Genomic DNA, 26,235 nt, shown 5'->3' on the forward strand with positions numbered 1-26,235 from the left:
AACAACCATAAACCAAATATTAAAATTAAAACAGTTATGAAGAAAAGGATTTTTATTTTTCTATCCGTTCTCTGTTGCTTTTTCGCAACCACAAACCTCTTTGGCCAGACACGCGAACTGCAGATTTCGGGAAAGGTTACTTCGGGTGCAGCAGGGGAAACATTACCGGGTGTTAGTGTAAAACTTAAGGGTAGTACGATCGGAATATCTACCGATGTAGATGGTAAATACACCATTAAAATACCATCAAATCAAGGGGTTTTGGTGTTCACTTACCTTGGCTTTAAAGCTAAGGAGGTGCCTGTGAACGGGCAAAAACAAATTGATGTAGTGCTGGAATCTGATGTAACTGCTATGGAAGAAGTTTTGATTGTAGGGTATACACAGCAGTCGAGAACCAAAACCACAGCTGCCATTTCAAAGCTTGGTGCCGATGAGCTTAAAAACATCGCCAGTCCCAATCCCGTACAGGCCTTGCAGGGTAAAATTGCAGGTGTTTCAGTGCCGGTTACCACCGGACAGCCGGGGGTAGGTGCGACAAACATCATCATCAGGGGGGGGACCAAACCGAATGCTTATGGATCTGGCTTGGGTAACAACGGTGGCAGTTCAACGTTCAATTCCGACAGCAGTGCTCCCCTTGTGATCGTTGATGGGGTTTTCAGGTCTATGAATGATGTGAATCCCGATAATATCGAATCCCTGCAGGTAATGAAGGATGCAGCTTCCACAGCAATATACGGTGCAAGGGGTGCAAATGGGGTTATTGTGATCAAAACAAAAGGGGGCAAAGCAAATAGCAAAATGACCATTACGCTAAATCACAGAACAACATGGGAAACACAGGCCCGGGATTACGATTACCTTAATGCCGAACAATACCTTAGTTTAGCGCGTACTACAGTTAAAAATACTGCGGATGCGCTGGATAAAAATAACCTTTTAAACAATGGTGGTTTCTCTGCAGGTACTCGTGTTTACACGCAAAAAGGCCAGTACGGTAAAAACATCAACCTTACTGCCTTATATGATAATATCGTATCTCTAGAAGGACAATCTTACGTAGATAACCTGTTGTCCAAAGGCTGGAAAGTTATGGAAGATCCCATTAACCCGGGTACAAAACTATTGTATGCGGATAACAATTATCAGGATATGCTTTGGAACACTGGTTTGAGCAGTAACGAAAACCTGTCTATCAGTGGGGGCGGTGAAAAATCGGACTTTAACCTGTCGATGGGCTATACCAATCAGGCAGGAACCTTTGTAGGAACCAAATACAAACGTTACGACGGACTTGGAAATTTTGGGTTCAAAGCTGCAGATAATTTCCGCATCGATGTGATGTTAAACTATCAGAACGTAATGCCTAATTATGTGGATGGTTTTCAAAACGAGCTGGTAAGGGGTACACGTATTACGCCCTTGATCCGTACTTTCAAAGACGATGGAAACCCAATGCCCGGCGAGTTGTATACCGTTCGTAACCGCTTTCATACGTTGATGTATGACGATACCCGTACCTCAAGTGAAAGGTTGGTGTCCAGAGTTGCCGGAGACCTTACCATTATCAAAGGATTGCATTTTAAGCCTTCCTTCTCCTATCTGATAGATGATTATAAAGAGATGTTCATGAGAAAGGGAACACCTGCCGATGAGGTTCAGCCCTCCACGCAGCGTCAGAAAAGCGACTATACTAAAAACGTAAGGCAGCTGATGATCGATCAGGTTTTGCAATACGATTTCAGCATAAAGGATGTGCATAATTTTACGGCCCTTGGTGGTGTTAACTTTATCAGGAACACAGATCACGTGGCCAGCTTAGGTTCTCAGAGAGGGAATAACGATTATATCTATACCATAAACGAGCCACCCACGACCGTAATTAATGGAGTGGTCATGAGCAATGTTACCAACTTTGCAACCACCATTGGCGAATCCAGATCTGCCAGTGCATTTACGCAGGTAAACTATGATTACAAAGCTAAATACCTGTTCAGCGGTTCACTCCGTTACGATGGTTTTTCGAATTTTGCCATTGAAAACAAATACGCATTTTTTCCTTCAGCTTCCATCGGATGGAATGTTCATAAAGAAGATTTCTGGAACGTAAAAGCTATAAATGCCTTAAAACTACGAGCAAGCTGGGGTGCTGCAGGGCTTAGCGACCTGAGCATTACCGATACTTATGGGGGTTATGCTTCAGTTCTGAATAACAGAACGGCTAATTACGGGCAAAGCGCCGGTATTTTAAGGGCCAACCTGGCAAACTATAACCTGCGCTGGGAATCAACCGAAACGACTGACCTGGCGTTTGATGCCTCTTTCTTAAACAGCCGCATTAACCTGACTGTAGATTATTATAACAAAAGAACCAAGGACAGGCTGGCTTCTAAACCTTTGCCGTCGGAATCCCCTTTTGAATCCATCGCATTTAACAATGGCGAGCTGCGCAACCGAGGTGTGGAAATTGAACTTGGTGCAGCCATCATTAAAGGAAATGATTTTAAATGGGACGCTAATTTTTCTTTTGCATACAACCAGGCTTTGATTACTAAACTGCCTGATAACGGTCGCGCCAAGAATAGACAGAGTGGTGATATGATCTTTGACCCGGCTTCAAATTCACTGGTAGAAGCAGGAGGTTTTGCAGAAGGTGAGCGCCCTTACCCAATTTATGCATACCGGGTAACAGGTGTATTTGCTACAGATGAAGCGGCCAAAGCATGGAATGCCAAAGTAAAAGATAACCTTGCTTCTCCGCAAGGGATAACAGTAGGGAAACGTGGTGGCGATTATATTTTTGATGATGTGAATGGCGATGGGGTGATCGATTCAAAAGACCAGGTTTTTATGGGGTATAGAAACCCTAATAAAATGGGTGGTATGCAAAATACCTTTAGTTATAAAAACATCTCCTTAAGATTTACGGTGGATTATGCCATGGGCCACCTGATCAGTAATGGCGCTTTAGCCCGTTCACTGGGCCAGGGCAGGGCCTTTAATGAAGGTGCACCGTCTATCGCTATCGGAGGGGATATCTGGCAGAAACAAGGTGATGTGGGTAAAAAATATGCCCGTTTCTCTTTTGCAGATTATGATTTCGGACAGCGCAATTACTTACGTAACGCGCCGCTTGGAAATAACAACAGTTACAATTCAGATGTATCTGCTATGTATTCTAAAGGCGATTTTCTGGCCTTCAGGGAGATCTCCATTTCATATGATGTTCCCAAAAAAGTACTGGAAAAAATAAAAGCCTCGGGGCTTAATATTTTCGCTACGGTATATAATGTTGGCTATTTAACCAAATACGAAGGGCTGAACCCCGAAGTATATACCGGCTTTGATCCGGGTGGTTATCCAAGACCAAGACAATTTTTATTAGGGGCCACATTGAAATTCTAAAATAAAATTTAAACAGATGAAAAAGATTACATTAATTATAATAGCCATCGTGTCTCTATCAGCCACATCTCCTGGCTGTAAAAAGCTGCTCGAAGTAGATCCTCAGTCAAGCATCACCGATGACATGTTCTTTAATAGCGAGAATGATTTTGAACCCAATGTTACCGGTATTTATACCTATATGCGTTTGTTCGCCAATAATATCGTGTACGGTACCGAGCGCAGCGAAGAACTTGTAGCCGGCCTTAATGCCAGGTTTGGCGTATCGTGGACTCAGATCATCACGCCCTCTTCAGGTGCAATCAACTACAACGACTGGTACAAAGCCATCGGGCATTGCAACTTATTGCTAAAAAAGATCGAAGAATTTCCTTTTGCCACCAATCCGGATACGAAGAAAAGGATCCTTGCAGAAACCTATTCCTTAAGGGCTTATTTTTATTTCAACCTTACCCGTATCATTGGTGATGCGCCTTTAATGCTGACCGCAGTTGAAGATGAAAATGTGCCTTTGCTGCCCAGGTCAAAGGCCGTGGATGTTTTGAAACAGATCCAATCAGATCTTGATCTGGCCATCCAGAATTTTACGGCTATGAGCGGATTTTCTAAAACGGCTTATCCGTCTAAATACCGCTTTGCTTACGGTTCAGCAATGGCACTAAAGGCAGATGCCTACTTATGGAATGCAAAAGTGCTTGGTGGTGGCGATGCCGATCTTACTGCCGCCGCCGCCGCGATTACTGAAGTGGAAGCATCGGGATTAACTCTAAACCAGGATTATAAAAACGTAACCGGGGTAAGGGCAACTGCCAATCCTGAAGTGGCACTAGCAGCTTATTTTCAACGGGATGAGGCTGGTAGTAACTACGGATTAAACGCACTTCCTAATTTAACAGGGATTGATGGCGCATTGAACCTGGATCAGATTCCTTATGCACAGACCTCATCAAACGGACAGGGGGCATACCAGATCAGTCCAAAGTCAAAGGCCTTATTTACCAATCCTGATGATAAAAGGATACCTCATACCTGGATTACGGAGCTGCAGGCCAGCGGTCCGAAAATTTCATGGATTACTAAATATTCCGGAAACATCTATGCCGATGGCCGTGTGTCTGATAATGATTTGATCATCTATCGTTTATCGGATATCTTTCTGATGAAGGCAGAAGCTTACGCCGGATTAAATAACATACCACTGGCAATTGAATACCTGAACAAAGTAAGACAAAGGGCCAATACCGGAAACTATACTGCATCTACGGTTAAAGGAGATGTGGAACGCGAGATCCTTGATGAACGTGGTCGTGAACTGTTTTTTGAGAACAAGCGCTGGTACGATCTTGTCCGTTTTCATAAAGGCGGAACTATTGATGTATACACCTATGTTCCAAATCTGGCTGGTAAAACTACGCCATTGTTCTGGCCGCTAAATACTACGGTATTTGCAAACAATCCTAACATTAAACAAACAGACGGATATTAATTTATCGCAATTCAGAATAAAATGACTCCACTAAAGGCAGATGAAATTTATGGCAATTGGGCAACTTTGCTGCTTCCAATCAACAATGATGACAGCATCAATTACCAGCAGCTGGAAAGTGAAATCGATGTATTGATTGCAAGTGAAGTAAATGGAATCTATTCTAATGGTACCGCAGGTGAGTTCTATAACCAGACCGAGCAGGAATTTGATAAAGTAAATGGCATCCTGGCAACAAAATGTAATGCTGTAGGTATGCCATTTCAAATTGGCTGCTCACATATGAGCCCTAAAATATCATTGGAAAGGATTAAGCGTACTACAGCGTTGCAGCCTTCTGCCATACAGATCATTCTGCCCGATTGGTTTGTGCCTTCCATGGAAGAGATCAGTGACTTTTTAAAGGTGATGTGTGCCGTGGCCGATCCCATAAAGCTGATTTTATACAACCCTCCGCATGCCAAAAGAAAACTCCTGCCTAAAGAATTTGCAGAAATACTCCATGCCGGTATCCCTCTGGCGGGATGTAAAGTGGCAGGTGGCGATGAGCAGTGGTACAAGGAAATGAATGCAATAAGCATCCCGTTTTCGGTGTTCATCCCAGGTCATCATTTGGCCACGGGAATTGCAAACGGGGCCCACGGTGCTTATTCCAATGTAGCTTGTTTAAATCCGGGGCTTGCGCAGCGCTGGTATAACAACATTGCCGATCACACCGGAGATCCTTTTGAACTGCAATCTCGAATCCAGAAATTTATGGATGACTGTATTGTTCCTTATATTAGAGATAAAGGATACTCCAACCAGGCTGTAGATAAATTTATGGCAGCTGTAGGTGGCTGGACACCCATAAGTACCCGCTTGCGCTGGCCCTATAAATGGATCCCAGAGGCAGAGGTACTGCCGGTAAGAGAAAAATGTGCTGAACTTTTACCAGAAGTTTTTACTAACCAAGTTTAATATTTTCCCAATGCAAAAAACACTAAGAAACTGCTTTATCCTAATTTGTACCAGCTTGCTATTGCTAATGATCGGCAATGGATGTAAAATAAGAAAACCATCTGCCGATCGGGCATTGCTTGATAGTACGGTAGTCTTTTCGCCCGCAGGGGAATACGCCTCCATGCGGATACCTGCATTGGTGGCAACCAAAAAAGGAACACTGCTTGCTTTTTGTGAAGGAAGGATAGGCACAGCCAGTGATTGGGCAGATATGGATCTGCTGATGCGCCGAAGCACAGACGGAGGCCGCACCTGGGAAAATAATGTAGTTATTGCCGCAAGGAAAAGCGGACAGCCAACAAGTAATCCTACACCAATTGTAGATCGCGAGGGTACCATTCACCTGCTGTATCAGCGCGATTATGCTACTGCTTACTATACCCGTTCTACCGATGATGGCAAAACATGGAGCCCCGCAGTTGACATTACCTATGCATTTGAGGCCTTTAAACCAGAGTACAACTGGAAAGTACTGGCACCAGGTCCGGGTCATAGCATACAATTAAAAAATGGCCGACTGCTGGTGCCTGTATGGCTAAGCGATCCGGCTAAAACTACACCAAGAAGAAGCCATGCGCCATCTTGTATTGCCACTATTTACAGCGATGATCTTGGTAAGACCTGGAAACGCGGAGCCATTATTGCCGGTAACACTCCGGAGTTTAAAAACCCAAGTGAAACCATGGCAATTGAGCTTAACGATGGCCGTGTAATGGTAAACATCAGAAATGCTTCTGATGAACACCGCAGAGGGGTTAGTTATAGCAATGATGGAATCAGCGGGTGGACAAAGCCTGTATTTGACGAAGAATTATACGAGCCAATATGTATGGCTACCATCATCATGCTGCAGGACAAACAAAAACCGGCAATGCTTTTTATCAACCCTGATACCAAAGATATACCTAAACCGCCACGCAAAAACCTTACTGCCAGGGTCAGTTACGATGAAGGACAAACCTGGACGGTAAAGAAGGTAGTCAATGCAGGTTCATCAGGTTATTCTGATGTGGCTGTTACCCCCGATGGAACCATTTATTGCCTGTATGAAACCAATACCAGCAACGATTTTGACTATTCCATGGTGCTTAAAAGGTTTAACCCCAAATGGCTTACAACTCCCAACGAAAAATAAATAATCAACAAACAATTTAAATATATATGAACAAAATAACCGGATTAATAGCCGCCACTTTTGCGGCTTATCGTGAAGATGGAACAATTAATTTAGACATTATCCCAACGATAGTCGACAAAATGATAGCTGATGGATTATCTGGCGTTTTTATTTGCGGCACCAATGGCGAAGGACCAAACCTTACAATTGAAGAGCGGATGGCCATTGCCGAAGCTTATGTGAAGGCTGCAGCCAAACGTATCCTTGTATTGGTGCATGTAGGGCACAGTTCAATCCACGAATGCCGCAAGCTTGCGGCTCATGCGGAGCAGATTGGGGCCGATGCCATTTCTTCTGTTGCCGCTTTTTATTTTAAACCAACAAGTGTTGATAATCTGGTTAAAAGCATGGCGCAGATTGCATCAGCGGCACCTAATACACCATTTTATTACTACAGCATCCCAACCCTTACCGGTGTGGGTATGGATATGATCACCTTTTTGGAACAGGCAGAAAAGGCAATTCCAAACCTTGCGGGGATTAAGTATACCGCCTCTACCTTGCATGAATACCAGGCTTGTCTGAATTATAAGAACGGTAAATTTGATATCCTTTTTGGTTACGATGAAATGTTGCTTCCTGCACTTGCAGTAGGGGCCAAGGGGGCTATCGGCAGTACTTATACTTTCGCGGCTCCGCTGTATTTGAAAGTAATAAAGCTTTATAATGAAGGAAAGCAACAAGAAGCAGCAGCCATGCAACTGCATTCGGTAAATATGGTTCGTGCTTTGGTAAAGTATCCGCCAATTCCTGCACAACGGGCCATCATGAAAATGGGAGGACTGGATTTAGGAGATTGCCGACTACCTCTTGAGCCGCTTTCAGATGCACAGGCAACGCAATTTAAAACTTCCCTTGATGAGATCGGATTTTTCGATATCGTTAAACAATCCTGATGATGAACAGGTCCTTTAATCTAATTCTTATTTTGATTATGACTATACTCTTAAATAAAGGGCTGGCACAGCAGGTCTCCAGATCTGGCTTATTATGGAGCAACCTGCCGCCAGTTCCTGATCGCATAGGTTTCGCAGGTTCCTTTGCCGGTGTTTCCAATGGTGCACTGCTGGTTGCCGGTGGTGCAAATTTCCCTGATGGCGGTGCACCCTGGACGGGCGCTGCCAAGGCATGGCACGATCATATTTTTGTTCTGGAAAGCCCCAAAGGGAAATGGAAAGAGGCGGGTAAATTACCCTATCCATTAGGCTATGGAGCTTCCATAAACTGGAAAGACGCCTTAATTATTCTTGGCGGCAGCAATGAAAAAGGTCACCGCGCAGACGTGTTTAGGTTAAATTATATGAACGGGAAAATTGAAACGGTCAATCTGCCAGGTCTGCCTCATGCGATTGCAAATACCTCGGCCGCGCTGGTCGGAAGTGTAATTTATGTTGCCGGTGGAATTGAGAAACCAGATGATAAAGTTGCCGGAAATAATTTCTGGGCACTGGATCTTAATGCAATTGAAAAGGGCTGGAAAGTATTGCCAACCTGGCCTGGTGCCCCAAGGATGCTTAGTGTTGCTGGTGCGCAAGGCGGTACATTTTACCTGTTCAGCGGGGTAGCGCTGATCGATGGTAACCGCGAGTATTTAAAAGATGCTTATCAGTACCATCCCGAAACAGGATGGAAAAAAATAGCAGACCTTCCGGCTTCGGTAGCGGCAGCCCCAACACCAGCTTTTGCCTCCGGACAATCCTCATTACAAATATTTGGTGGCGATGATGGAAAACTAGCCGCCAGCGCTACAGTGCTAAAAGAAAAACACCCTGGCTTTTCAAACAGAATCCTAAATTATAATACCCTTACCAATACCTGGACGTCTGACGGAAAGGCCTTTGCTACCCGGCCGCCTGTAACCACAACCTTAACTGTTTGGAACGGAAATGTAATTATTCCCGGTGGCGAAATCAGACCCGCAGTGAGAACCCCTAAAGTATTAATCGCAACTTACAAATGAAGAATCCCGGACAAACCACTTCCTTCTACTCGTGGATCATTGTAGCCATGCTATGGATAGTGGCTTTTTTAAACTATCTGGACCGTATTTTAATTACCTCGATGCGCGATCCTATTGTTACAGATTTCAATTTAACTGATGCACAATTTGGATTGCTTACCTCTGTGTTCTTATGGTCGTATGGCTTTTTAAGTCCTTTTGGCGGTTACTTTGCCGATAGGTACAGCAGAAAAAAGGTAATCGTTTTTAGTGTAATGGTTTGGTCGGTGGTTACTTTGTGGACCGGCTTTACCAGCTCATTTCACGAAATGCTGGCCGCCCGCTTTTTAATGGGCGTAAGCGAGGCTTGCTATATCCCTGCTGCACTTGCTTTAATTACCGATTATCATAAAGGAAAAACCCGTTCCCTTGCAACAGGTTTGCATATGAGTGGTTTATATGCAGGCTTGGCACTTGGTGGTTTAGGTGGATACATTGCCGAATTGTGGGGCTGGCGTTCGGGATTCCATGTTTTTGGAATTGTTGGTATTGTATATTCCCTGATTCTTTTGTATGTGTTGAAAGATCATAAACCTGATCCTGCTGAGGCTACAGAAGGAGAAGCAGAGCAAACACCCAAAATTAGCCTTACAGGAGCTTTAAAAGTGCTTTTTAGTGAGGCTTCTTTCTTTATCCTGTTGTTCTATTTTGCCATACTGGGTATCGTAAACTGGCTTGTTTATGGCTGGCTGCCAACCTTTCTTAAAGATCATTTTAACCTTAATCTTGGCGAAGCCGGTATTTCGGCAACAGGCTATATTCAGATCGGATCCTTTGTGGGCGTAATTGTAGGGGGGATTCTGGCCGATAGGTGGACCCGTAAAAATAACAGAGGCCGTTTGTACATGCTCATTATTGGGTTTACACTTGGCGCACCTTTCTTGTTTCTCATGGCTTCTACAAATGTATTCAGCATCGCCATTATTGCCATGCTGGTTTTTGGGTTGGCCAGAGGCTTTAATGATGCGAACTTAATGCCTATATTACGGCAAGTGGCCGATGGAAGATACATCGCCACGGGTTATGGCTTTCTTAATTTCCTGAGCACAATTATAGGAGGCTTAATGGTGTATGTAGGTGGTGCGCTAAAAGATGCTCAGGTAGATCTTTCTATTGTTTATCAGGTTTCAGCAGTTGCAATGCTCCTGGCAACATGGTCATTATTTGCAGTGAAACTAAAAAAGAATAATGTATAAATTTATTACTATGAAAAAATATTTTATTATCCTGGTATCTGTAATGCTTTTATGGAATACTGCAGTCCTCAAAGCAAATGTAACCTTGCCGGCCATCATTTCCAGTGGCATGGTATTACAACAGCAAAGCAATGCTACCTTGTGGGGTACGGCCAAAGCTGGCGCAAAAGTAACGGTGCTTACCTCCTGGAGCCAAAAAACATATAGCGTAAGCACTACAAAAGAAGGAACATGGCGGCTGGCTGTAGCCACTCCTAAAGCCGGTGGGCCCTATAAAATTACTTTTAACGATGGCAGTAAACTGGTAGTGGATGATGTTTTTATTGGAGAAGTTTGGTTATGCTCCGGCCAGTCAAATATGGAAATGCCGGTAAAGGGATATGCCAATCAGCCAATCCTGAATTCCAATGAGATATTAATCGATGCCGATGAGCCGGGCGTCAGGTTGTTCAGGGTAGAAAAGAAAATGTCTAAAACCCCGCAAACACAATTGGATGCCAAATGGCAAAGTGCCGATGCAGCCTCCGTTAAAGAGTTCAGTGCAGTTGGTTATCAGTTTGCAAGGATACTTCAGAAAAGACTAAAAGTTCCTGTAGGGATTATCCAATCGGCATTTGGGGGTACAGATATAGAAGCGTGGATGACTACAAGCAGCCTGCAGGGGTTCAATGATTTTAAAACTCCGGCCGATACTGCTAAAATTAAGAAGAACAATCCTGGTGTATTGTTCAATGCCATGATCAATCCAATTATTGGTTATTCCATTAAAGGTACGTTATGGTATCAGGGAGAGAATAACCGTATGAACCCGCTTACGTATGATAAAAAAATGGCGGCTATGGTTAAGCAGTGGCGACAGTTATGGAACTGCGGAGAATGGCCGTTTTACTATGTGCAGATTGCGCCAAATGTATATAAGGACCATGCCGATCAAATCCCCTTATTGTATGAAGCGCAATCTAGAGCAATGAAACTGATACCGAACTCCGGAATGGTGGTTAGTGTTGACGTGGGCAGTATGACTACCATCCATCCGCCCGATAAAACCGTTATCAGTAAAAGGTTGGCCTACTGGGCACTCCACAATACCTATGGTAAACAGGGAATCGTATTCAAAGGACCGGTTTATAAGTCTTTAGAAATAGCGGGTGACAAAGCGGTTCTGAGCTTTGATGAGATTCCAAACGGATTGACCGCTTATGATAAGAAGCTGATTTCTTTCGAGATTGCAGGGGAGGACAAGGTGTTTTATCCTGCCGAAGCATTAATTAAAGGCAAAACTATTGTAGTATGTAGTGAATCGGTTAAAAGCCCGGTAGCTGTTAGATATGCCTTTAAAGACAGAGCCGAAGGAAATCTGTATAATGTAGAAGGATTACCTGCTGAACCCTTCAGGACAGATAGCTGGTAATCCAGCTTATAATCCTGCCTGAAGTTCAGTGCCTCTGATGTAAACCTGGCCTGCTCTCTCCAGGTTTTCTTCACTTTTAGTAGTGATCTTGATGATGTCGATGTCTTTTACAGCTCCTTTTAAAGAGCCAAAATCACTTGCAGACAAAATATTGATGTTTAAAATGTAATTCTCATCAATTTTAACATTGGCTATATTGCCTTTTAACAGGTTATTATCTATCATATATAAGGTAGCGGAAGCCGGAGATTTAACATATTTGTTCTTGATTTCTTCCAGTGTCATAAACCTGAATGAACCAGGGTTTTTGGTTGCCACGTAAACCTCACCAAACTTACTATCTGAGTTTACTTTAACGTCTTTGATTTCGCTCATACTAAAGAGCGGCAGACAAGCTCCAATCAGCGTACTATCCAGAAAATACTTAGGTTGGGTTTCCGTGTGGAATTTCTTAACGTCCTTTTCATAAACAACATTTACTTTATCAGATACCGGACTGGTTTGACCTACTGCAGTGATTGCCAGCAGGCAAAATGTAAACATGAATAATAATCTCATAATTTCCCCCTTTAATAACGGAATATAAGGAATATTATCAAATAAATGTCAAATTATAAATTATTTATAATTTGTTTGGCCTCCTCATCCTTGTATTCCAGGGTAGCTGCGTTTAGCTTTTTCTTTAGCTCGGCCATAACCGGTGCATATTTCTTAAGCTCAGCCAGATTCTTTAATTCGCTGGGGTCTTTTTTTACATCGTAAAGCTCCCAGTAATTTAGCTTTCCATAGAAACGGATCAGTGCATATTGATTGGTCCTGATGCCAAAGTGCGGATTTACCAAATGCGGACCAGGGTATTCATAGTAGTGGTAATAAACAGGTTTATCTGGTTTTCCTGTTTTGTTGCCTTTAAGCAAAGGCCAGAAAGATTTCCCCTGTATATCGGCCGGTACTTTTGCCCCTGCAATATCCAACAGCGTAGGTGCCCAGTCTATGTTGGCCACTATATTGTTTATAGTACTTCCTGCTTTTACTTTACCCGGATACCTTACTATGAAGGGTGTTTTTAAAGATTCTTCGTACATAAAGCGCTTGTCGAACCAGCCATGCTCACCCAGGTAAAAACCCTGATCTGAGGCATAAATTACAATGGTATTTTTGCTTAGCTGTGCTTTATCAAGGTAATTAAGGATTTCACCAATATTCCTGTCCAGCGAATTTGCCGTAGCATAATAATCTTTCATGTAGCGCTGGTATTTCCAGGTTGCTAAGGCTTTGCCCGATGGTTTTTTCTGTTCAAAATCTTTGGTTACCTTTTGCTGATAATAATCTGCAAACGCTTTGCGCTGAACAGGGTTCATCCTTTTGTAAAGATTGAAATTGTTAAAATCCACATTAACCTTTAAATCGCGGTCAAGCTGCATGGCATTAGCAATGGTCATGTACTGTTGTTTGGCAGCAGGCCTTCCTTCGTATTCATCAAAAAATGTTGCAGGAAGTGGGAAATCTACATCATCATAAGCACCAAGATCCTGAATATCTGGTAACCATTCCCTGTGGGTGGCCTTTTCGCCCACTACCAAAAAGAAAGGTTTGCTTTTATCACGGGAGTCGAGCCATCGGGTTGCTTTATCGGTAATGATATTGGTAACATAACCTTCAGTTCTGAGGGTATCGTTGTTTTTATTGATAAAATCAGGGTTGTAATAAAATCCCTGATCGGGCATAATTTCCCAATGGTCAAATGTCTTACCCGGCAAAGTGCCTAAATGCCATTTGCCAATCCATGCGGTCTGATAGCCCGCACTGCTTAATAGCCCCGGCAGCAGTTGCTGATCCACATTAAACTTGCCGTCGTTTGCTTTGTAGCCATTTATATGGCTGTACTTCCCTGTTAAAAAGCAGGCCCTGCTTGGTCCGCATATAGAATTGGTAACCAATTGATTCGTTAATAATGCACCTTCTTTGGCAAGCCGGTCAATGTTTGGTGTATGCGCTATTTTATTGCCATAAGCGCCAATTGCCTGATAAGCATGGTCGTCGGAAATAATAACAATGATATTGGGCTGATCTATTGACTGCGGGCTGGCTTTGGTTTTTGACCCCATAAATTTTATGCTTCCCAATATTGCAAGTATGCAGGCAACACTCCAAAAAATGACTGATCTGATCATATCTTCTTAAAAGTAACAGGTTTGAATTTGTGGATAAGATACGGAATATTAGAATTTTTTATACTTTTGGAAAAATTGTTTGCTGTGAAATTCTTCAGTTGGCTTATTTGTGTGATCATTATTGTTGTGAGCTTTACGCCCTGCAAGGATTTCGCCAACGCCAAATTCGCTGAGCAGACCAGTGTTTCAAAAGCAGGGCATGCCGATGATCACAACAGCCTGGCAAATGACGATTGCTCTCCGTTTTGCGTTTGCTGCTGCTGCAGTACCCCGACAGTTGTAACACAAACATTATTAACCAGTTCGGTTTCATTAATTGTTAATAAAGAGTATTCAGATATCGCTCCTGGCCATATTGCTTCCAATGATCCTTCAGTCTGGCAGCCACCTAAGTTAGGTTAATTTAAATTTCAGGTTTTATTGCAGCGGATCTATCCTCATGGAATGATTCGGTTATGTATTGCCTTGGTTTTTTCTTTAACATAATTTAAAATTCAATGCTGAAAAAAATCATTCAGTTTTCTATACAGAACAAATTGGTTATCGGATTATTTACCCTCGCGCTTATTGCCTGGGGTGTTTATTCGCTAAAACAATTACCTATAGATGCCGTACCCGACATTACAAATAACCAGGTACAGGTTATCACACTTAGCCCTTCTTTGGCTACCCAGGAGGTAGAAAGGTTAATCTCTTACCCTGTGGAGCAGACCATGTCTACCATACCCGAAATTGAACAGGTACGCTCTATTTCCAGATTCGGCTTATCGGTAGTAACCATCGTTTTTCATGATGATGTGGACATTTACTGGGCACGCCAGCAGGTCAATGAAAAGCTTGCTGAAGCAAAGAGCAACATCCCGGCAGGATTGGGGAATCCTGAAATATCTCCGATATCAACCGGTCTGGGTGAAATATACCAGTATGTAATCCATGCGAAACCGGGCTTTGAAGAGAAATACAATGCCCGTGACCTGCGCAGTATTCAGGACTGGATTGTGAGGAAACAATTATTGGGAACTCCCGGTATTGCCGAAGTAAACAGTTTCGGTGGTTTATTAAAACAGTACGAAATTGCACTTGATCCCGATAAATTAAGGGGTCTTAATTTAAGCATCGCTGATGTCTTTACTGCCTTGGAATCCAGCAACCAAAATACAGGTGGGGCTTATATTGATAAAAAACCGACTGCTTATTTTATCCGTAGTGAGGGTTTAATTGGGAGTTTGGATGACATCAATAAAATAGTGGTTAAGAACAATGCCAATGGAATTCCGGTGCTTATCCGCGACATTGCCACCGTTCAGTTGGGCAGTTCCATCCGTTATGGAGCACTTACCAGGGCAACAACCAAGGGCCATGGCGAAGCCGTTGGCGGTATTGTAATGATGCTGAAAGGTGCCAATGCCAATGATGTGGTTAAAAAGGTTAAAGCTAAAATAGAGCGGATCAATAAAACCCTGCCTGTAGGAGTTGTTGTTGAACCTTTTCTGGACAGAAGTGCCTTGGTAGACCGTGCCATGGGTACGGTAGCCAAAAACCTTATTGAGGGCGCACTAATTGTGATCTTTGTGCTGGTGCTCTTTTTAGGGAACCTGCGGGCAGGATTGGTAGTCGCCTCGGTTATTCCGCTATCCATGCTTTTTGCCATCTCATTGATGAACCTCTTCGGGGTATCGGGAAACCTGATGAGTTTGGGCGCTATCGATTTCGGCCTGATCGTAGATGGGGCTGTAATTATCGTGGAGGCCACCATGCACATCCTGGCAGCCAATAAATTAGGCAGGGCCTATACCCAACTCCAAATGGATGCAGAGGTAGAGAAATCTTCAGTGCGTATGATGAGTGCTGCTGCCTTTGGTCAGATCATTATTCTGATTGTGTATCTGCCGATTCTGGCATTAGTGGGCATAGAAGGGAAAATGTTTGGCCCTATGGCACAAACGGTTTCATTTGCTATTCTTGGTGCCTTCCTGCTTTCGCTTACCTATGTGCCAATGGTTTCCTCGCTGATATTAAGTAAAAAAGCAACACAACAAAGGAATTTTTCGGACCGTATGATGGATTTCTTTCAAAGTCAGTACACACCGATTATACATGCGGCTTTGCGTAAACGTATGGCAGTGGTGGTGTCGTCTGTAGTGCTTTTAGCCATCAGTATATTGCTGTTTTTGAGAATGGGAGGAGAGTTTATTCCGACCCTTGAAGAAGGAGATTTTGCTGTAGAAACCCGTTTGCTTACCGGAAGCTCACTCTCGCAAACCATAGATAAAGTAAATCAGGCATCTGATATCCTGGTTAAGAGATTTCCTGAGGTAAAAGAGGTGATCGGAAAGATCGGTGCAGCCGAGATCCCTACCGATCCAATGCCTATGGAAGCCTGTGACCTTACCATTATTTTAAAAGATAAAAAAGACTGGACAACCACTAAGGATAGGGTTGAACTGGCCGAACTTATGGGTAAAGCCCTTGAGGATGTGCCCGGCGTAAGCTTTGGTTTTTCTCAGCCGATTCAGCTTCGCTCTAATGAGCTGATTTCAGGAGTAAGGCAGGATATTGGAATTAAAATCTTTGGAGATGACCTGAACGCGCTAACTGATATTTCACAAAAGATCGGGAAAATTGTTTCCACAGTTGGCGGTGCAAAAGACCTTTATCTGGAGCAGGCTACAGGTCTTCCGCAGATCGTGGTAAAGATCAACCGGGATAGGATTGCCCAATATGGTTTAACTGTTGATAAGGTAAACCAGGCCCTTAATACCGCCTTTGCGGGTCAGTCTGCAGGGGTAGTTTACGAGGGCGAGCAGCGTTATGACATGGTGGTGCGCTTGTCGCAACAGAACCGGCAGGACATTAGTGATGTAAAAAATGTTTACGTGTCAGCACCTAACGGCAATCAGGTTCCGCTTGATCAGCTTGCTGATGTAGAATTTAAGGTAGGGCCAAATCAGATTCAGCGTGAAGATACCAAACGGAGGATCATTGTTGGACTAAACGTAAGGGGACGTGATATTGCCAGCGTGGTGGCCGAGATTGAAGAAAAGATCAATGCACAGATCAAACTGCCAACCGGTTATTACATCACTTATGGCGGACAGTTTGAAAACCTGAAAGAAGCAACTCAAAGGCTTTCTATTGCTGTTCCTGTAGCCCTGGCGTTGATCCTGCTTTTGTTGTATTTCTCTTTTGGATCCGTTAAGCAATCGGTACTTATATTTTCTGCCATTCCAATGGCGGCAATAGGAGGTATTTTTGCACTGCTGCTTCGCGGAATGCCTTTCAGTATCTCTGCAGGTGTTGGTTTTATTGCGCTCTTTGGTGTTGCGGTGTTGAATGGGATTGTACTGATCACCGAGTTTAACAGGCTCCGCAAACTTGATAAATACGGATTGGGTGAAATAGTGCTTAAAGGTACGGCCATCCGTTTAAGACCGGTACTGATGACCGCTACCGTGGCTTCATTGGGTTTCCTGCCTATGGCCATTTCAACAGCGGCAGGGGCAGAGGTTCAAAAACCCCTTGCTACCGTTGTAATCGGCGGCCTCGTTACCTCTACTATTTTAACTTTAATCGTATTACCCGTGTTATATACTTATTTCGAAGGCTATAAACGTAAGCCTAAAACAGGTGTTCCTGCAGCAATAATTGTCATTATTGCTTTGCTCACTTTCACGGTACCCGTTGTGGCAAATGCGCAACAAACACCTTTAAAAGGGAGCCCCCTTACTATGGAACAAGCCCTGCAAACTGCCCTTAAGAACAACCAGGCCATTAGATCTTCAGGCCTTCAGGTTAATCAGCAGCAGGCATTAAGAGGCAGTTCGACCGACTTAGGGAAAACAAATCTTGAGGTGCAATACGGACAAATTAATGGAATTAAAAGGGACAATAATTTTAGTGCTTCCCAAAGTATTCCGAATCCTGGACTGTTTAAAAACCAGCGTAACCTGTATGATGCGCAGATCAAGGGTGCCCAAATTAATGTGGCCGTTACACAAAACGAGCTCACCTATCAGGTAAAAAGCACTTATATGCAGCTTGCTTATTTTATTGCTCTAAAAGACCTGTATCAAAGTCAGGATTCGGTGTACAGCAATTTCTTAAAAGCAGCTTCCTTAAGGTATGAAACAGGGGAGACCAATCTGTTAGAGAAAACCACTGCCGAAACGCAGTACAATGAAGTAAGGAATCAGATGGGTGAAAATGAATCCGATATCCTGGCTTATACTTCTGAACTGCAGCGACTGCTCAATACACAAGAACCTGTCGAAATTGTTAAGGGTCAGTTTATACAGGCAGAATGGAATGTTGCAGCTGGCAATAGTGTTGGCGCAAACCCACAGCTTGCCCGGCAAAAACAGCAGATTGAGATTGCAGATAAAGCGCTGGGGGTAGAGAAAGCCCGCTCAGGACCTGACTTTACGGTAGGTTATTTTAACCAGTCCATTATCGGCACGCAAGCGGTAAACGGGCAGGATCAGTACTTTAACGGCGGTAAAAGATTTCAGGGGGTACAGGCTGCAGTAGCCATTCCTTTATTCTTTAAGCCTTTTTTGGCCCGTATAAAAGCTGCCAGAATAGAAAAGCAGGTTGCCGAAAGTCAATATGAACTTTTCCAGACCAATCTGCAGGGCCAGTACAATAAGGCCAATCAGGCATTGCTCAAAAACTCACGGAGTATCGGTTATTATAAAAAAAGTGCTCTGCCAAATGCCAACCTGATTTTGAAGCAATCGCAAATCGCGTTTCAAAATGGAGAGATCGGTTATGTAGAATATCTTCAGGGGTTAAGGACGTATTCGGAAACCCATTTTAGCTATCTGCAGGCTATTAATCAATACAATCAATCAGTTTATACACTTCAATACCTCAGTGGTTTATAATTAAAAAAATGAAAAGAACTATTCAAGTGATCATCTATGTTTCCCTGTTTGCTGGGGTTTTAACCTCATGCGGAGAGCGTACTCCGAAATCAGAAGAAACAGCAGCAGTTAAAGAAGAACCTGCCAGCCATGAGGACGAAAATACGGTGGAATTTACCGGGACGCAATATAAAACCGCAGGCATTACACTAGGCTCGCCGGAAATGAAAGATTTAAGTGGCTTGTTAAAAGTTAATGGTTTTATTGATGTGCCGCCGCAAAATCTGGTAAGCGTTACCACGCAGATGGGCGGGATTGTTAAATCGACTCCACTATTGCAGGGCAGTACTGTGAGTAAAGGGCAGGTAATTGCCGTTTTGCAAAATCAGGAATATGTATTGCTTCAGCAAGATTATCTGGAGAGTAAAAGTCAGCTGGAACTAGCCGATTCGGAGTATAAAAGACAGCAAACACTGGCAGAGCAGAATGTTAATGCAAAGAAAACACTGCAGCAGGCACGCGCGCAGTTTCAAACCATGCTGGCAAGAGAAAGCGCATTGAAACAAAGGTTGCAACTGATCAACATTAATCCGGCAAGTTTATCGGCCGCCAATATCAGAAGCCAGATTAATATTTATTCGCCGATTACGGGTTATGTAACCAAGGTAAATGTGAATACAGGGAAGTTTGTAAATCCGAATGATGCGATGTTTGAGATTGTAAACAGTGCTAATTTGCATGTTGAGCTGAACGTATTTGAAAGAGATGCTTCGAAAGTGAAGGCAGGTCAAAGGGTTCGTTTTTCCATGGCTAACGATACCGAAGAGCAGATTGCAGTTGTAGATTTGGTTGGCCGGGAAATTAATGCCGATAAAACGATTACCGTTCATGCCATTTCAAAAGGAAGCACCAGTTTTATTCCGGGAGCATATCTTAAAGCATATATTGAAACCGGTACTAGTAAAGTGCAGGCATTGCCAAATAGTGCTGTAGTTGATTTTGGAGGCAAGAAATACATATTTGTTTCGGAGGCTTCCGAGAAACAGGGAGTGTCTTATTTTAAAATGGTAGAGGTGAGTATTGGGGTAAGTGATGGGGGCTATTTAGAGGTGCAGGTTCCCCTAGGTGTGGATGTAAATGGAAAGGTGGTTTTAAAGGGGGCTTATGACCTGCTGTCTAAATTGAAAAATAACGAAGAGGCCGGGCACGGGCATTAGGTGAAATTGCCGTGTTGCAGCGAGTGTGCTACAGCACACTCGCTAACGCTATTTTATAGGCAGGGTAAAGTAAAAAGTGCTGCCCTGGCCCAGGTTACTATCGGCACCTATTTTTCCATTGTGTTTCTTTATGATTTCAGTACAGATGAATAAGCCTAACCCTAAACCGGAATAACTTGCATTTTTGCCGTCTACCTGGTAATAGCGTTCAAACAGATGGGGGATTTTCTCTTCCGAAATGCCGGGGCCTTTGTCGCTTACCGAAACCCGAATGTTTTCTTTTTGTTTTTCTATAGAAATGGTAATGTCCTTACTTTCAGGAGCATACTTAATGGCGTTATTCACAAAATTGATCACTACCTGACTTAGCCTATCGCTGTCGCCATAGACCTCCAGTGCTAAATCACCTGTCGTAATTATGGCGTATTTATTTGCTGCACGAATGTGGTAACAAGAATCATCAACCATTTTAGCGATGTTGAATTGCGTTTTGTTAAGCTCAAGATGGCCCTGATTAATCCTGCTGGCATTCAGCAGGTCTTCTATCAATATACTTACTTTGTCTAAACTCCTGGTCGACATGGCAATCAATGAATTCAGTTTATCAGAAAAGGAAGCGTCCTTTAATCTGTCAATCAGCTGCATTGATGCTTTTAGACTAGTAAGCGGTGTTTTTAGCTCGTGACTGGCAATGCTTATAAAGTCATCTTTATGCTGTAATAGTTCTTTTATCGCCTGGTCATGAATCTTTTGAGGGGTAATGTCTAATGATGTTCCAACAAAGCGATAAGGCTCATTATCTTCATTAAAATAGGCTTTACCTTTAAATTTAACCCATTTTAATTTTTTAATCAGATTACCTGATGTTCTGAATTCCTTCTCGTATTCACCGTTGTTTATGCCGGCAAGTGCCTGTTTAAGGTTTCTGTCTACATCGGCACGATCATCCACATGGATCATGTTTATAAACTGCTGGTAAGTGATGTCGTGATTGGGTTTAAGTCCGAAAAGCTCTTTGGACCGGCCATCAAAGATCAGCTGATCCGTAAGTGCGTTGTAATCCCAGGTGCCTAATCCTGCAGCCTCAACGGCAAGTTTTAACCGTTCTTTACTTTCTTTGAACAGCAATTCCACCTCGGCTAATCCCTGTTCTACCTTGCGTTTATCCGTAATGTCTTCAATGGCCAGTAATATTAAGCCATCCAGTAGCCTGGAGTTTAAACTCATGATGCGCAGGCCTATTGTAGGGAAAACATGGCTCACCTCAAAGTCAGTCAATATCTTTTTCTCGGGCAGGATGTTTTCCAGCAGATCGCGGAGTAATGGGATATCCCATTGCCGGTCGCCAAGATCGTAGAAATATTCTCCTTCTGTTTCTTTTTTAGTGACATGGAACTTGGTGTAAAATCCGTCAGTTGCCCTTTTAACCCTTAAGTCTTTATCCAGGATAATCAAAGGGTCGCGGATTGTATTTATGATGGCCTCCGTATATACCCTTGCATTGTTTAGTTCTTCGTTGCGTCCGGTAAGTTCATTGTTAATGATGTTGATCTCTTCATTTGTGCTTTGCAGCTCTTCTTTTGAGGTTTCCAGCTCTTCGTTTAAACTCTGCAGCTCTTCGCTTCCAGAAAGCAGCTCCTCATTTGCGCTTTGCAGTTCCTCGTGGGCCGCTTCCTGTTCTTCGGTTGCACTCCTCATTTCTGCCCTGAGTTGGGTTAGCTCCATTTCCTGTTGTTTTAACCTCAGGTCTTTGTCGCTTTCAATCAGTTTTCCGGCTTTTGATGAAGGTCTTTTGCGGACAGGTGAAAAGCCGGTTTGGAACAATACCAGGTAATGTACACTTTCAGGCTTTACAATGGGGGTAATTTCTATATCCACAAATTGCTGTTGCTCATTGTGGCTAAAGGCCACATTCTTTTTTCCTACAGGAGTTTGGTTTTTCTTTGCCAGCTGCAATAAATTCCGGAGTTCAAAAACTAGGTCTTCCCTTGCCATTTTTAGCAGACTTAAACTGGCTCTTCCGGGCGAGGGGGCTAACCAGGTATCGGTTTTCCCTCTGAACTGGATGATGTCAAAGTTGTCGCTCACCAGTACTCCCGAAGGCGAGAATTTAGCCAATACAACCTGGTCTGCAAGTTTGGAGATATCCGGTTCTTCGGCTCCTTTACGTGCACTGGTGTCAACATTTTTAAAATTCTGTTCGCTACCCTGCGTAGCTACCTGCATAATCCTGCCGGGGATTCCAATCCGCTGAAAAATTTTGCCTGCATGGTTAAAAGGAAGAAACAGATCCGAATCTTTACCAATGCTTTCTGATTTTCCCAGCATTAAAAAACCATGATTAGCAAGGGCATAATGAAAGGCCGTAATTGCTTTTTTCTGTAATACAGGCTCCAGGTAGATTAAAACATTGCGACAGGTAATTAAGTCGAGTCTGGAGAAAGGCGGATCTTTTAAAAAGTTATGATGTGCAAAAACACACATATCCCTAATGCTTTTTCTGACCTGATAGTTGCCATCAATTTTATTAAAGAACTGGCGCAGACGAGATTCTGAAACACCCTCTACATCGGTAGGCCTGTAAATACCCGTACGTGCTTTGTTAATTGCCGTTTCAGAGATATCAGTAGCAAAGATCTGTATTTTCATTGCCGAAGCTTTATCACCCAGTTGCTCGGTTAAGCAGATGGCCATAGAGTAGGCCTCTTCTCCGGTAGCGCAGCCGGCAATCCAGATCCGTAAGGGTTCACCGTTTTTCTTTTGGTCTATGATCGAAGAAAGTACGGTGGTACACAGGGTTTCGAAGATGGCCGGGTCACGGAAAAAATTAGTAACCGAAATGAGCATGTCATTGTACAGCGAATCCTGTTCGTCCTTTTTTTCGCGCAGAACGGATAAGTAAACTTCCGGTTTGTCGGTTCCCTTTAAGGCCATTCTACGTACAATGCGCCTTTTTAAAGTGCTTGATTTATAGAATGAAAAATCGACACCCCTGCGTACCCGAAGTAATGTAAGTATTTGCTTAAAAACCTCTTCGTCCCTTGAACCTTTATCCTGTGATGTTGAGTTGATATGGTTATTGAAAAATGGCGTATTAATGTGGAGGAGATGCGCTGCAATTTTTTCGGGGTTAAGCACAAAATCTACCGTTTTAGCATGTATAGCGCTTGCGGGCATTTCATTATACTCTGCAGAATCTTCATCCTGTGCAAAGGTAATTCCTCCATAGGCCTTAATGGCCTCTAAACCTAGCGTGCCGTCGTTTAATGAGCCCGATAACACTACACCTATTGCATAGCCCTGGTGCACAATGGCCAGTGAAGAGAAAAAGCGGTCTATCACTTTTACTTTATAGCGTTTATCATCAAGCGATGAGAGTTTAAGAACTCCATCTGTAGCGGTTACGATCTTGTTTTCGGGGATAACATAAAAGTTATCCGGTTCCAAATGAATGTCGTCTGTTATTTGATGTACCGGGATTTTTGATATTTTTTGAAGCAGTTCCGGTAAGGAACTTTCATGATCAGGGCTTAAGTGCTGAACAAATACGTAAGCTATTCCAGACTTCGGAGGGATAGCCTTTAAAAATCGACTTATGGCTTTTAGTCCTCCTGCTGAAGCTCCAATTCCCACTACAGGGAATTGATCATCAGAAATTTCGAGTTCTGTTTTTTTTAGTCTGATCATGAAGTCAAATTCGACGGCGATACACTTATCGCTGCCTACTCAAAGATAATCAATATTAATGGTTATCCCCCATTATTTAGCTTTAATAGGTTTGGGGATGAGGTAAAGCATATATATCACTAAGCAAAGGCAGGCCATGTTGGCAGCAATGCCATAATCGAAAGCTTTAAGGTAATCGGGATTGGCCTTGTTGGTGCTAATTTCGTAATAAAATACGCCTCCCAAAATGCTGACCCCCAGTGCTGAAGCAGTTTGTTGGAAGGTGGAAAAGATACCTGCAGCAACACCTGCAAACTTAGTTGGGATGCTTCCTAATGCAATGGTAAGCAGAGATGGTAGGACAAGTCCGTTGCCCAGGCCATACAGTCCAATGAGTAAAATGACGCAGAACCCGCTTACCTGCGGTTTAAAAAGCAGGATTTGGAGCACAAAGGATACCATGATAATGGCTACACCCAGTTGAAGTACACGCTTTCCAAATTTAACAATCAGCTTAGACGCCAACATTGCCGATATCATAAAAAGAACGGCATGTAGTACGAAATACAAGCCACAATCCAGCGCAGACAAGCCAAGGCCATTTTGAAGGTACACCGCACTCATTAACAGAAAAGCCGTATGCATCATAAAATGGAACAATACAGCGAGCAGGCCAATGTTAAATTCCTTTAATTTAAAAAGCGAGACATCTATTAAAGGAGCGATGTTCAGTAACAGCTTTTTCTTTTGATTGTGGATGAAGCAGGCAAAGATAAGGACCGACGATAGTATCATGATTATACTCCAAAGCGGCCATCCCGCTTCGCGGCCTTCTGCAAGGGGGTAGATCAGGCAAAATAGTCCTGCCGTTAAAATCATTGCACCGGAATAATCGAAGCTTTGGCTGGCGTCTTTAACGGTCTCGTTTAAATACTTCCATATGGCCCATAATGCTGCAATTCCTACCGGAAGGTTTATTAAAAAGATCAACCGCCAGCCCTCAATTCCTAAAAAAGATTTGTCTACCAGATATCCGCCCAATATCTGGCCTATAATAGCGGCAATACTCAGGGTAACGCCATACCAGCCTATTGCTTTTGCCTGCTCCCGGGGATCGGTAAACAGTACCTGTATAAAAGCAATGGATTGAGGGACCATGATAGATGAACTGATGCCCTGAAAGAAGCGGGCAATGTTAAGTTGTAAGGCCGTTTGTGTGATGCCGCAGATGCAGGAGGTTAAGGTGAACAGGAAAAGCCCCCAGAACAGTACTTTCTTTTTGCCAAGGTAATCTCCGGCCCGGCCACCAATGATCAGAAAAGCGGCACTGCCCAGCAAATACCCTGCTATCACCAGCTGCACTTCTCCATCGGTAGCGTTTACACCGGCTTTAATGCCCGGTATTGCCATGTTGATGATAAAAATATCTATTACATAGAGCATTGGTGCGGTTAAAACGATTGCCAATGCAAGCCATTTTGAGTTGTTTTTTTTCTTTTCCATGATAATTTAGTCTGTTTTTTAGGCATAGGAAATCCTTCTCATCCATGATATGAATGAGTGAAATGAGTTTTTAATTAAGAAATCAGGAGTTTGATTTTTCGAGATCGAGCAGCCATTTTTTTCTGACCAGTCCGCCGCCATAGCCGGTCATGCTTCCGTCTGTGCCAATGACCCTGTGGCATGGAATTAAAATGGAGATTCTATTCATTCCATTGGCATTTGCTACTGCGCGGACAGCTTCGGGCTTATTTAAAGCCAGGGCTTGCTGCTTATAATTGCGCGTTGCACCGTATGGGATTTCCTGCAGAATTTGCCATACAGATTGCTGAAATTCTGTTCCAGGCGAAAACAGGGGCACTGTGAATTGTTTTCTCTTGCCCGTAAAATATTCATCAAGCTGCTGTTTTAGCAGTTCAAAATGAGGGTTGTTGCCCTGAATGATCGTGGCATTTAATTGTTTTGCCAGTGTTTTGAATTCTGTCTCCAGCATTTTTCGGTCAGTAAATTCTAGAAGGCAGATGCCTTGTTTAACGGCGCAGGCAAACATAGTTCCCAATGGTGTTTCGAGTCGGGTGATGTTAATGACTTGTTTGTCTTTGCTGTTTAACGGAGAAACGCCAAAGATGGCTTTAAAAGAATCACCAAAGCCACTTAAAGATTCGTACCCGGCATCAAACGCGGCGGTAGTAATGGCTTCGCCATCCTGGATTCTTTTAAATGCAGAATTGATCCGAAACATCCGTTGGTAAGCATGAAAGGTAATGCCATGATTTTTAAGAAACCATCTTCTGATTTTGCTGGGCTCAATACCTTTTTGAATTAAGTCCCAGTCCTTAAATTTTAAAGATGGATCTGCGTTTAATTCGTCCAGGATCGATTTAATAAAATCAGGGGTCTCTCCAATTTTTTCAAGCGGGTTGCATACTTTGCAAGGTCTGTAGCCTTTGCGTATGGCTTCGCTGGTTGTTTTAAAAAACTCCACATTTTCTGCTTTGGGTTTTCTTGCGGTACAGGTTGGTCTGCAAAATATACCTGTAGTTTTAACTGCTGTTATGAAAGTGCCCTCAAAAGTGTTGTCCTTTTTAAGGATGGCGTTGTACATGGTTTCGTTGGTCAGCATTTCTGTTTCTTTTC

The 26,235-nt window shown here is 43.2% G+C and carries 16 protein-coding genes; 11 read left to right on the plus strand and 5 right to left on the minus strand.

From position 1 onward, the window contains the following. Nucleotides 1–36 precede the first annotated feature (36 nt). The 8 genes from AC6CH7_RS02600 to AC6CH7_RS02635 are packed head-to-tail and all read left to right on the plus strand — an operon-like array spanning nt 37 to nt 11,679. The gene (locus AC6CH7_RS02600) at nt 37–3,408 is read left to right on the plus strand and encodes a SusC/RagA family TonB-linked outer membrane protein (protein ID WP_498261204.1); all 3,372 of its coding nucleotides are present in this window, start codon (nt 37–39) and stop codon (nt 3,406–3,408) included. Nucleotides 3,409–3,424: 16 nt separating this feature from the next. After that, on the plus strand, nt 3,425–4,894 hold the full coding sequence (locus AC6CH7_RS02605) for a RagB/SusD family nutrient uptake outer membrane protein (protein WP_498261205.1): 1,470 nt from the start codon (nt 3,425–3,427) through the stop codon (nt 4,892–4,894). Between the two features lie 21 nt (nt 4,895–4,915). Next, nucleotides 4,916–5,854, plus strand: a complete 939-nt coding sequence (locus tag AC6CH7_RS02610) for a dihydrodipicolinate synthase family protein (protein ID WP_498261206.1) — start codon at nt 4,916–4,918, stop codon at nt 5,852–5,854. A 10-nt stretch (nt 5,855–5,864) separates the two neighbouring features. After that, the gene (locus AC6CH7_RS02615) at nt 5,865–7,031 is read left to right on the plus strand and encodes a sialidase family protein (protein WP_498261207.1); all 1,167 of its coding nucleotides are present in this window, start codon (nt 5,865–5,867) and stop codon (nt 7,029–7,031) included. Between the two features lie 26 nt (nt 7,032–7,057). Next, nucleotides 7,058–7,969, plus strand: coding sequence for a dihydrodipicolinate synthase family protein (locus AC6CH7_RS02620; protein ID WP_498261208.1), 912 nt, complete (start codon nt 7,058–7,060; stop codon nt 7,967–7,969). 38 nt (nt 7,970–8,007) lie between these two features. Then, a complete protein-coding gene (locus AC6CH7_RS02625; protein WP_498261209.1) occupies nt 8,008–9,033 on the plus strand; it encodes a galactose oxidase in 1,026 nt (341 codons plus the stop codon). Continuing rightward, nucleotides 9,030–10,268 (plus strand): MFS transporter, encoded by a 1,239-nt coding sequence (locus AC6CH7_RS02630; protein WP_498261210.1) that lies wholly within the window; start codon nt 9,030–9,032, stop codon nt 10,266–10,268. Before AC6CH7_RS02625 ends, AC6CH7_RS02630 begins: the two co-directional genes overlap by 4 nt. A gap of 10 nt (nt 10,269–10,278) precedes the next feature. Further along, on the plus strand, nt 10,279–11,679 hold the full coding sequence (locus AC6CH7_RS02635) for a sialate O-acetylesterase (protein ID WP_498261211.1): 1,401 nt from the start codon (nt 10,279–10,281) through the stop codon (nt 11,677–11,679). A gap of 6 nt (nt 11,680–11,685) precedes the next feature. Here the strand turns inward: AC6CH7_RS02635 and AC6CH7_RS02640 are convergent, their stop codons facing one another. Both AC6CH7_RS02640 and AC6CH7_RS02645 read right to left on the minus strand, forming a co-directional pair. Further along, entirely contained in the window at nt 11,686–12,237 is a 552-nt protein-coding gene (locus AC6CH7_RS02640; protein ID WP_498261212.1) for a hypothetical protein, read from the minus strand. A 53-nt stretch (nt 12,238–12,290) separates the two neighbouring features. Further along, a complete protein-coding gene (locus AC6CH7_RS02645) occupies nt 12,291–13,853 on the minus strand; it encodes a sulfatase family protein (RefSeq protein ID WP_498261213.1) in 1,563 nt (520 codons plus the stop codon). Between the two features lie 84 nt (nt 13,854–13,937). Between AC6CH7_RS02645 and AC6CH7_RS02650 the strand changes: the two genes are divergently transcribed. The 3 genes from AC6CH7_RS02650 (at nt 13,938) to AC6CH7_RS02660 (ending at nt 19,932) form a co-directional block, all read left to right on the plus strand. Then, nucleotides 13,938–14,255 (plus strand): hypothetical protein, encoded by a 318-nt coding sequence (locus tag AC6CH7_RS02650; RefSeq protein WP_498261214.1) that lies wholly within the window; start codon nt 13,938–13,940, stop codon nt 14,253–14,255. A gap of 95 nt (nt 14,256–14,350) precedes the next feature. Next, nucleotides 14,351–18,736, plus strand: a complete 4,386-nt coding sequence (locus AC6CH7_RS02655; protein WP_498261215.1) for a CusA/CzcA family heavy metal efflux RND transporter — start codon at nt 14,351–14,353, stop codon at nt 18,734–18,736. Nucleotides 18,737–18,744: 8 nt separating this feature from the next. After that, the gene (locus tag AC6CH7_RS02660; RefSeq protein WP_498261216.1) at nt 18,745–19,932 is read left to right on the plus strand and encodes an efflux RND transporter periplasmic adaptor subunit; all 1,188 of its coding nucleotides are present in this window, start codon (nt 18,745–18,747) and stop codon (nt 19,930–19,932) included. 48 nt (nt 19,933–19,980) lie between these two features. Here the strand turns inward: AC6CH7_RS02660 and AC6CH7_RS02665 are convergent, their stop codons facing one another. The 3 genes from AC6CH7_RS02665 to AC6CH7_RS02675 all read right to left on the minus strand — a co-directional run bounded on the left by AC6CH7_RS02665 (nt 19,981) and on the right by AC6CH7_RS02675 (nt 26,221). Beyond that, nucleotides 19,981–23,619: a CheR family methyltransferase gene (locus AC6CH7_RS02665; protein WP_498261217.1), complete on the minus strand. Its 3,639-nt coding sequence runs from the start codon at nt 23,617–23,619 to the stop codon at nt 19,981–19,983. Nucleotides 23,620–23,691: 72 nt separating this feature from the next. After that, the gene (locus tag AC6CH7_RS02670; RefSeq protein ID WP_498261218.1) at nt 23,692–25,101 is read right to left on the minus strand and encodes an MFS transporter; all 1,410 of its coding nucleotides are present in this window, start codon (nt 25,099–25,101) and stop codon (nt 23,692–23,694) included. An 82-nt stretch (nt 25,102–25,183) separates the two neighbouring features. Beyond that, nucleotides 25,184–26,221: a bifunctional transcriptional activator/DNA repair enzyme AdaA gene (locus AC6CH7_RS02675; protein WP_498261219.1), complete on the minus strand. Its 1,038-nt coding sequence runs from the start codon at nt 26,219–26,221 to the stop codon at nt 25,184–25,186. Nucleotides 26,222–26,235: the final 14 nt, after the last annotated feature.

The organism is Pedobacter sp. GQ55 (genome assembly GCF_059758925.1).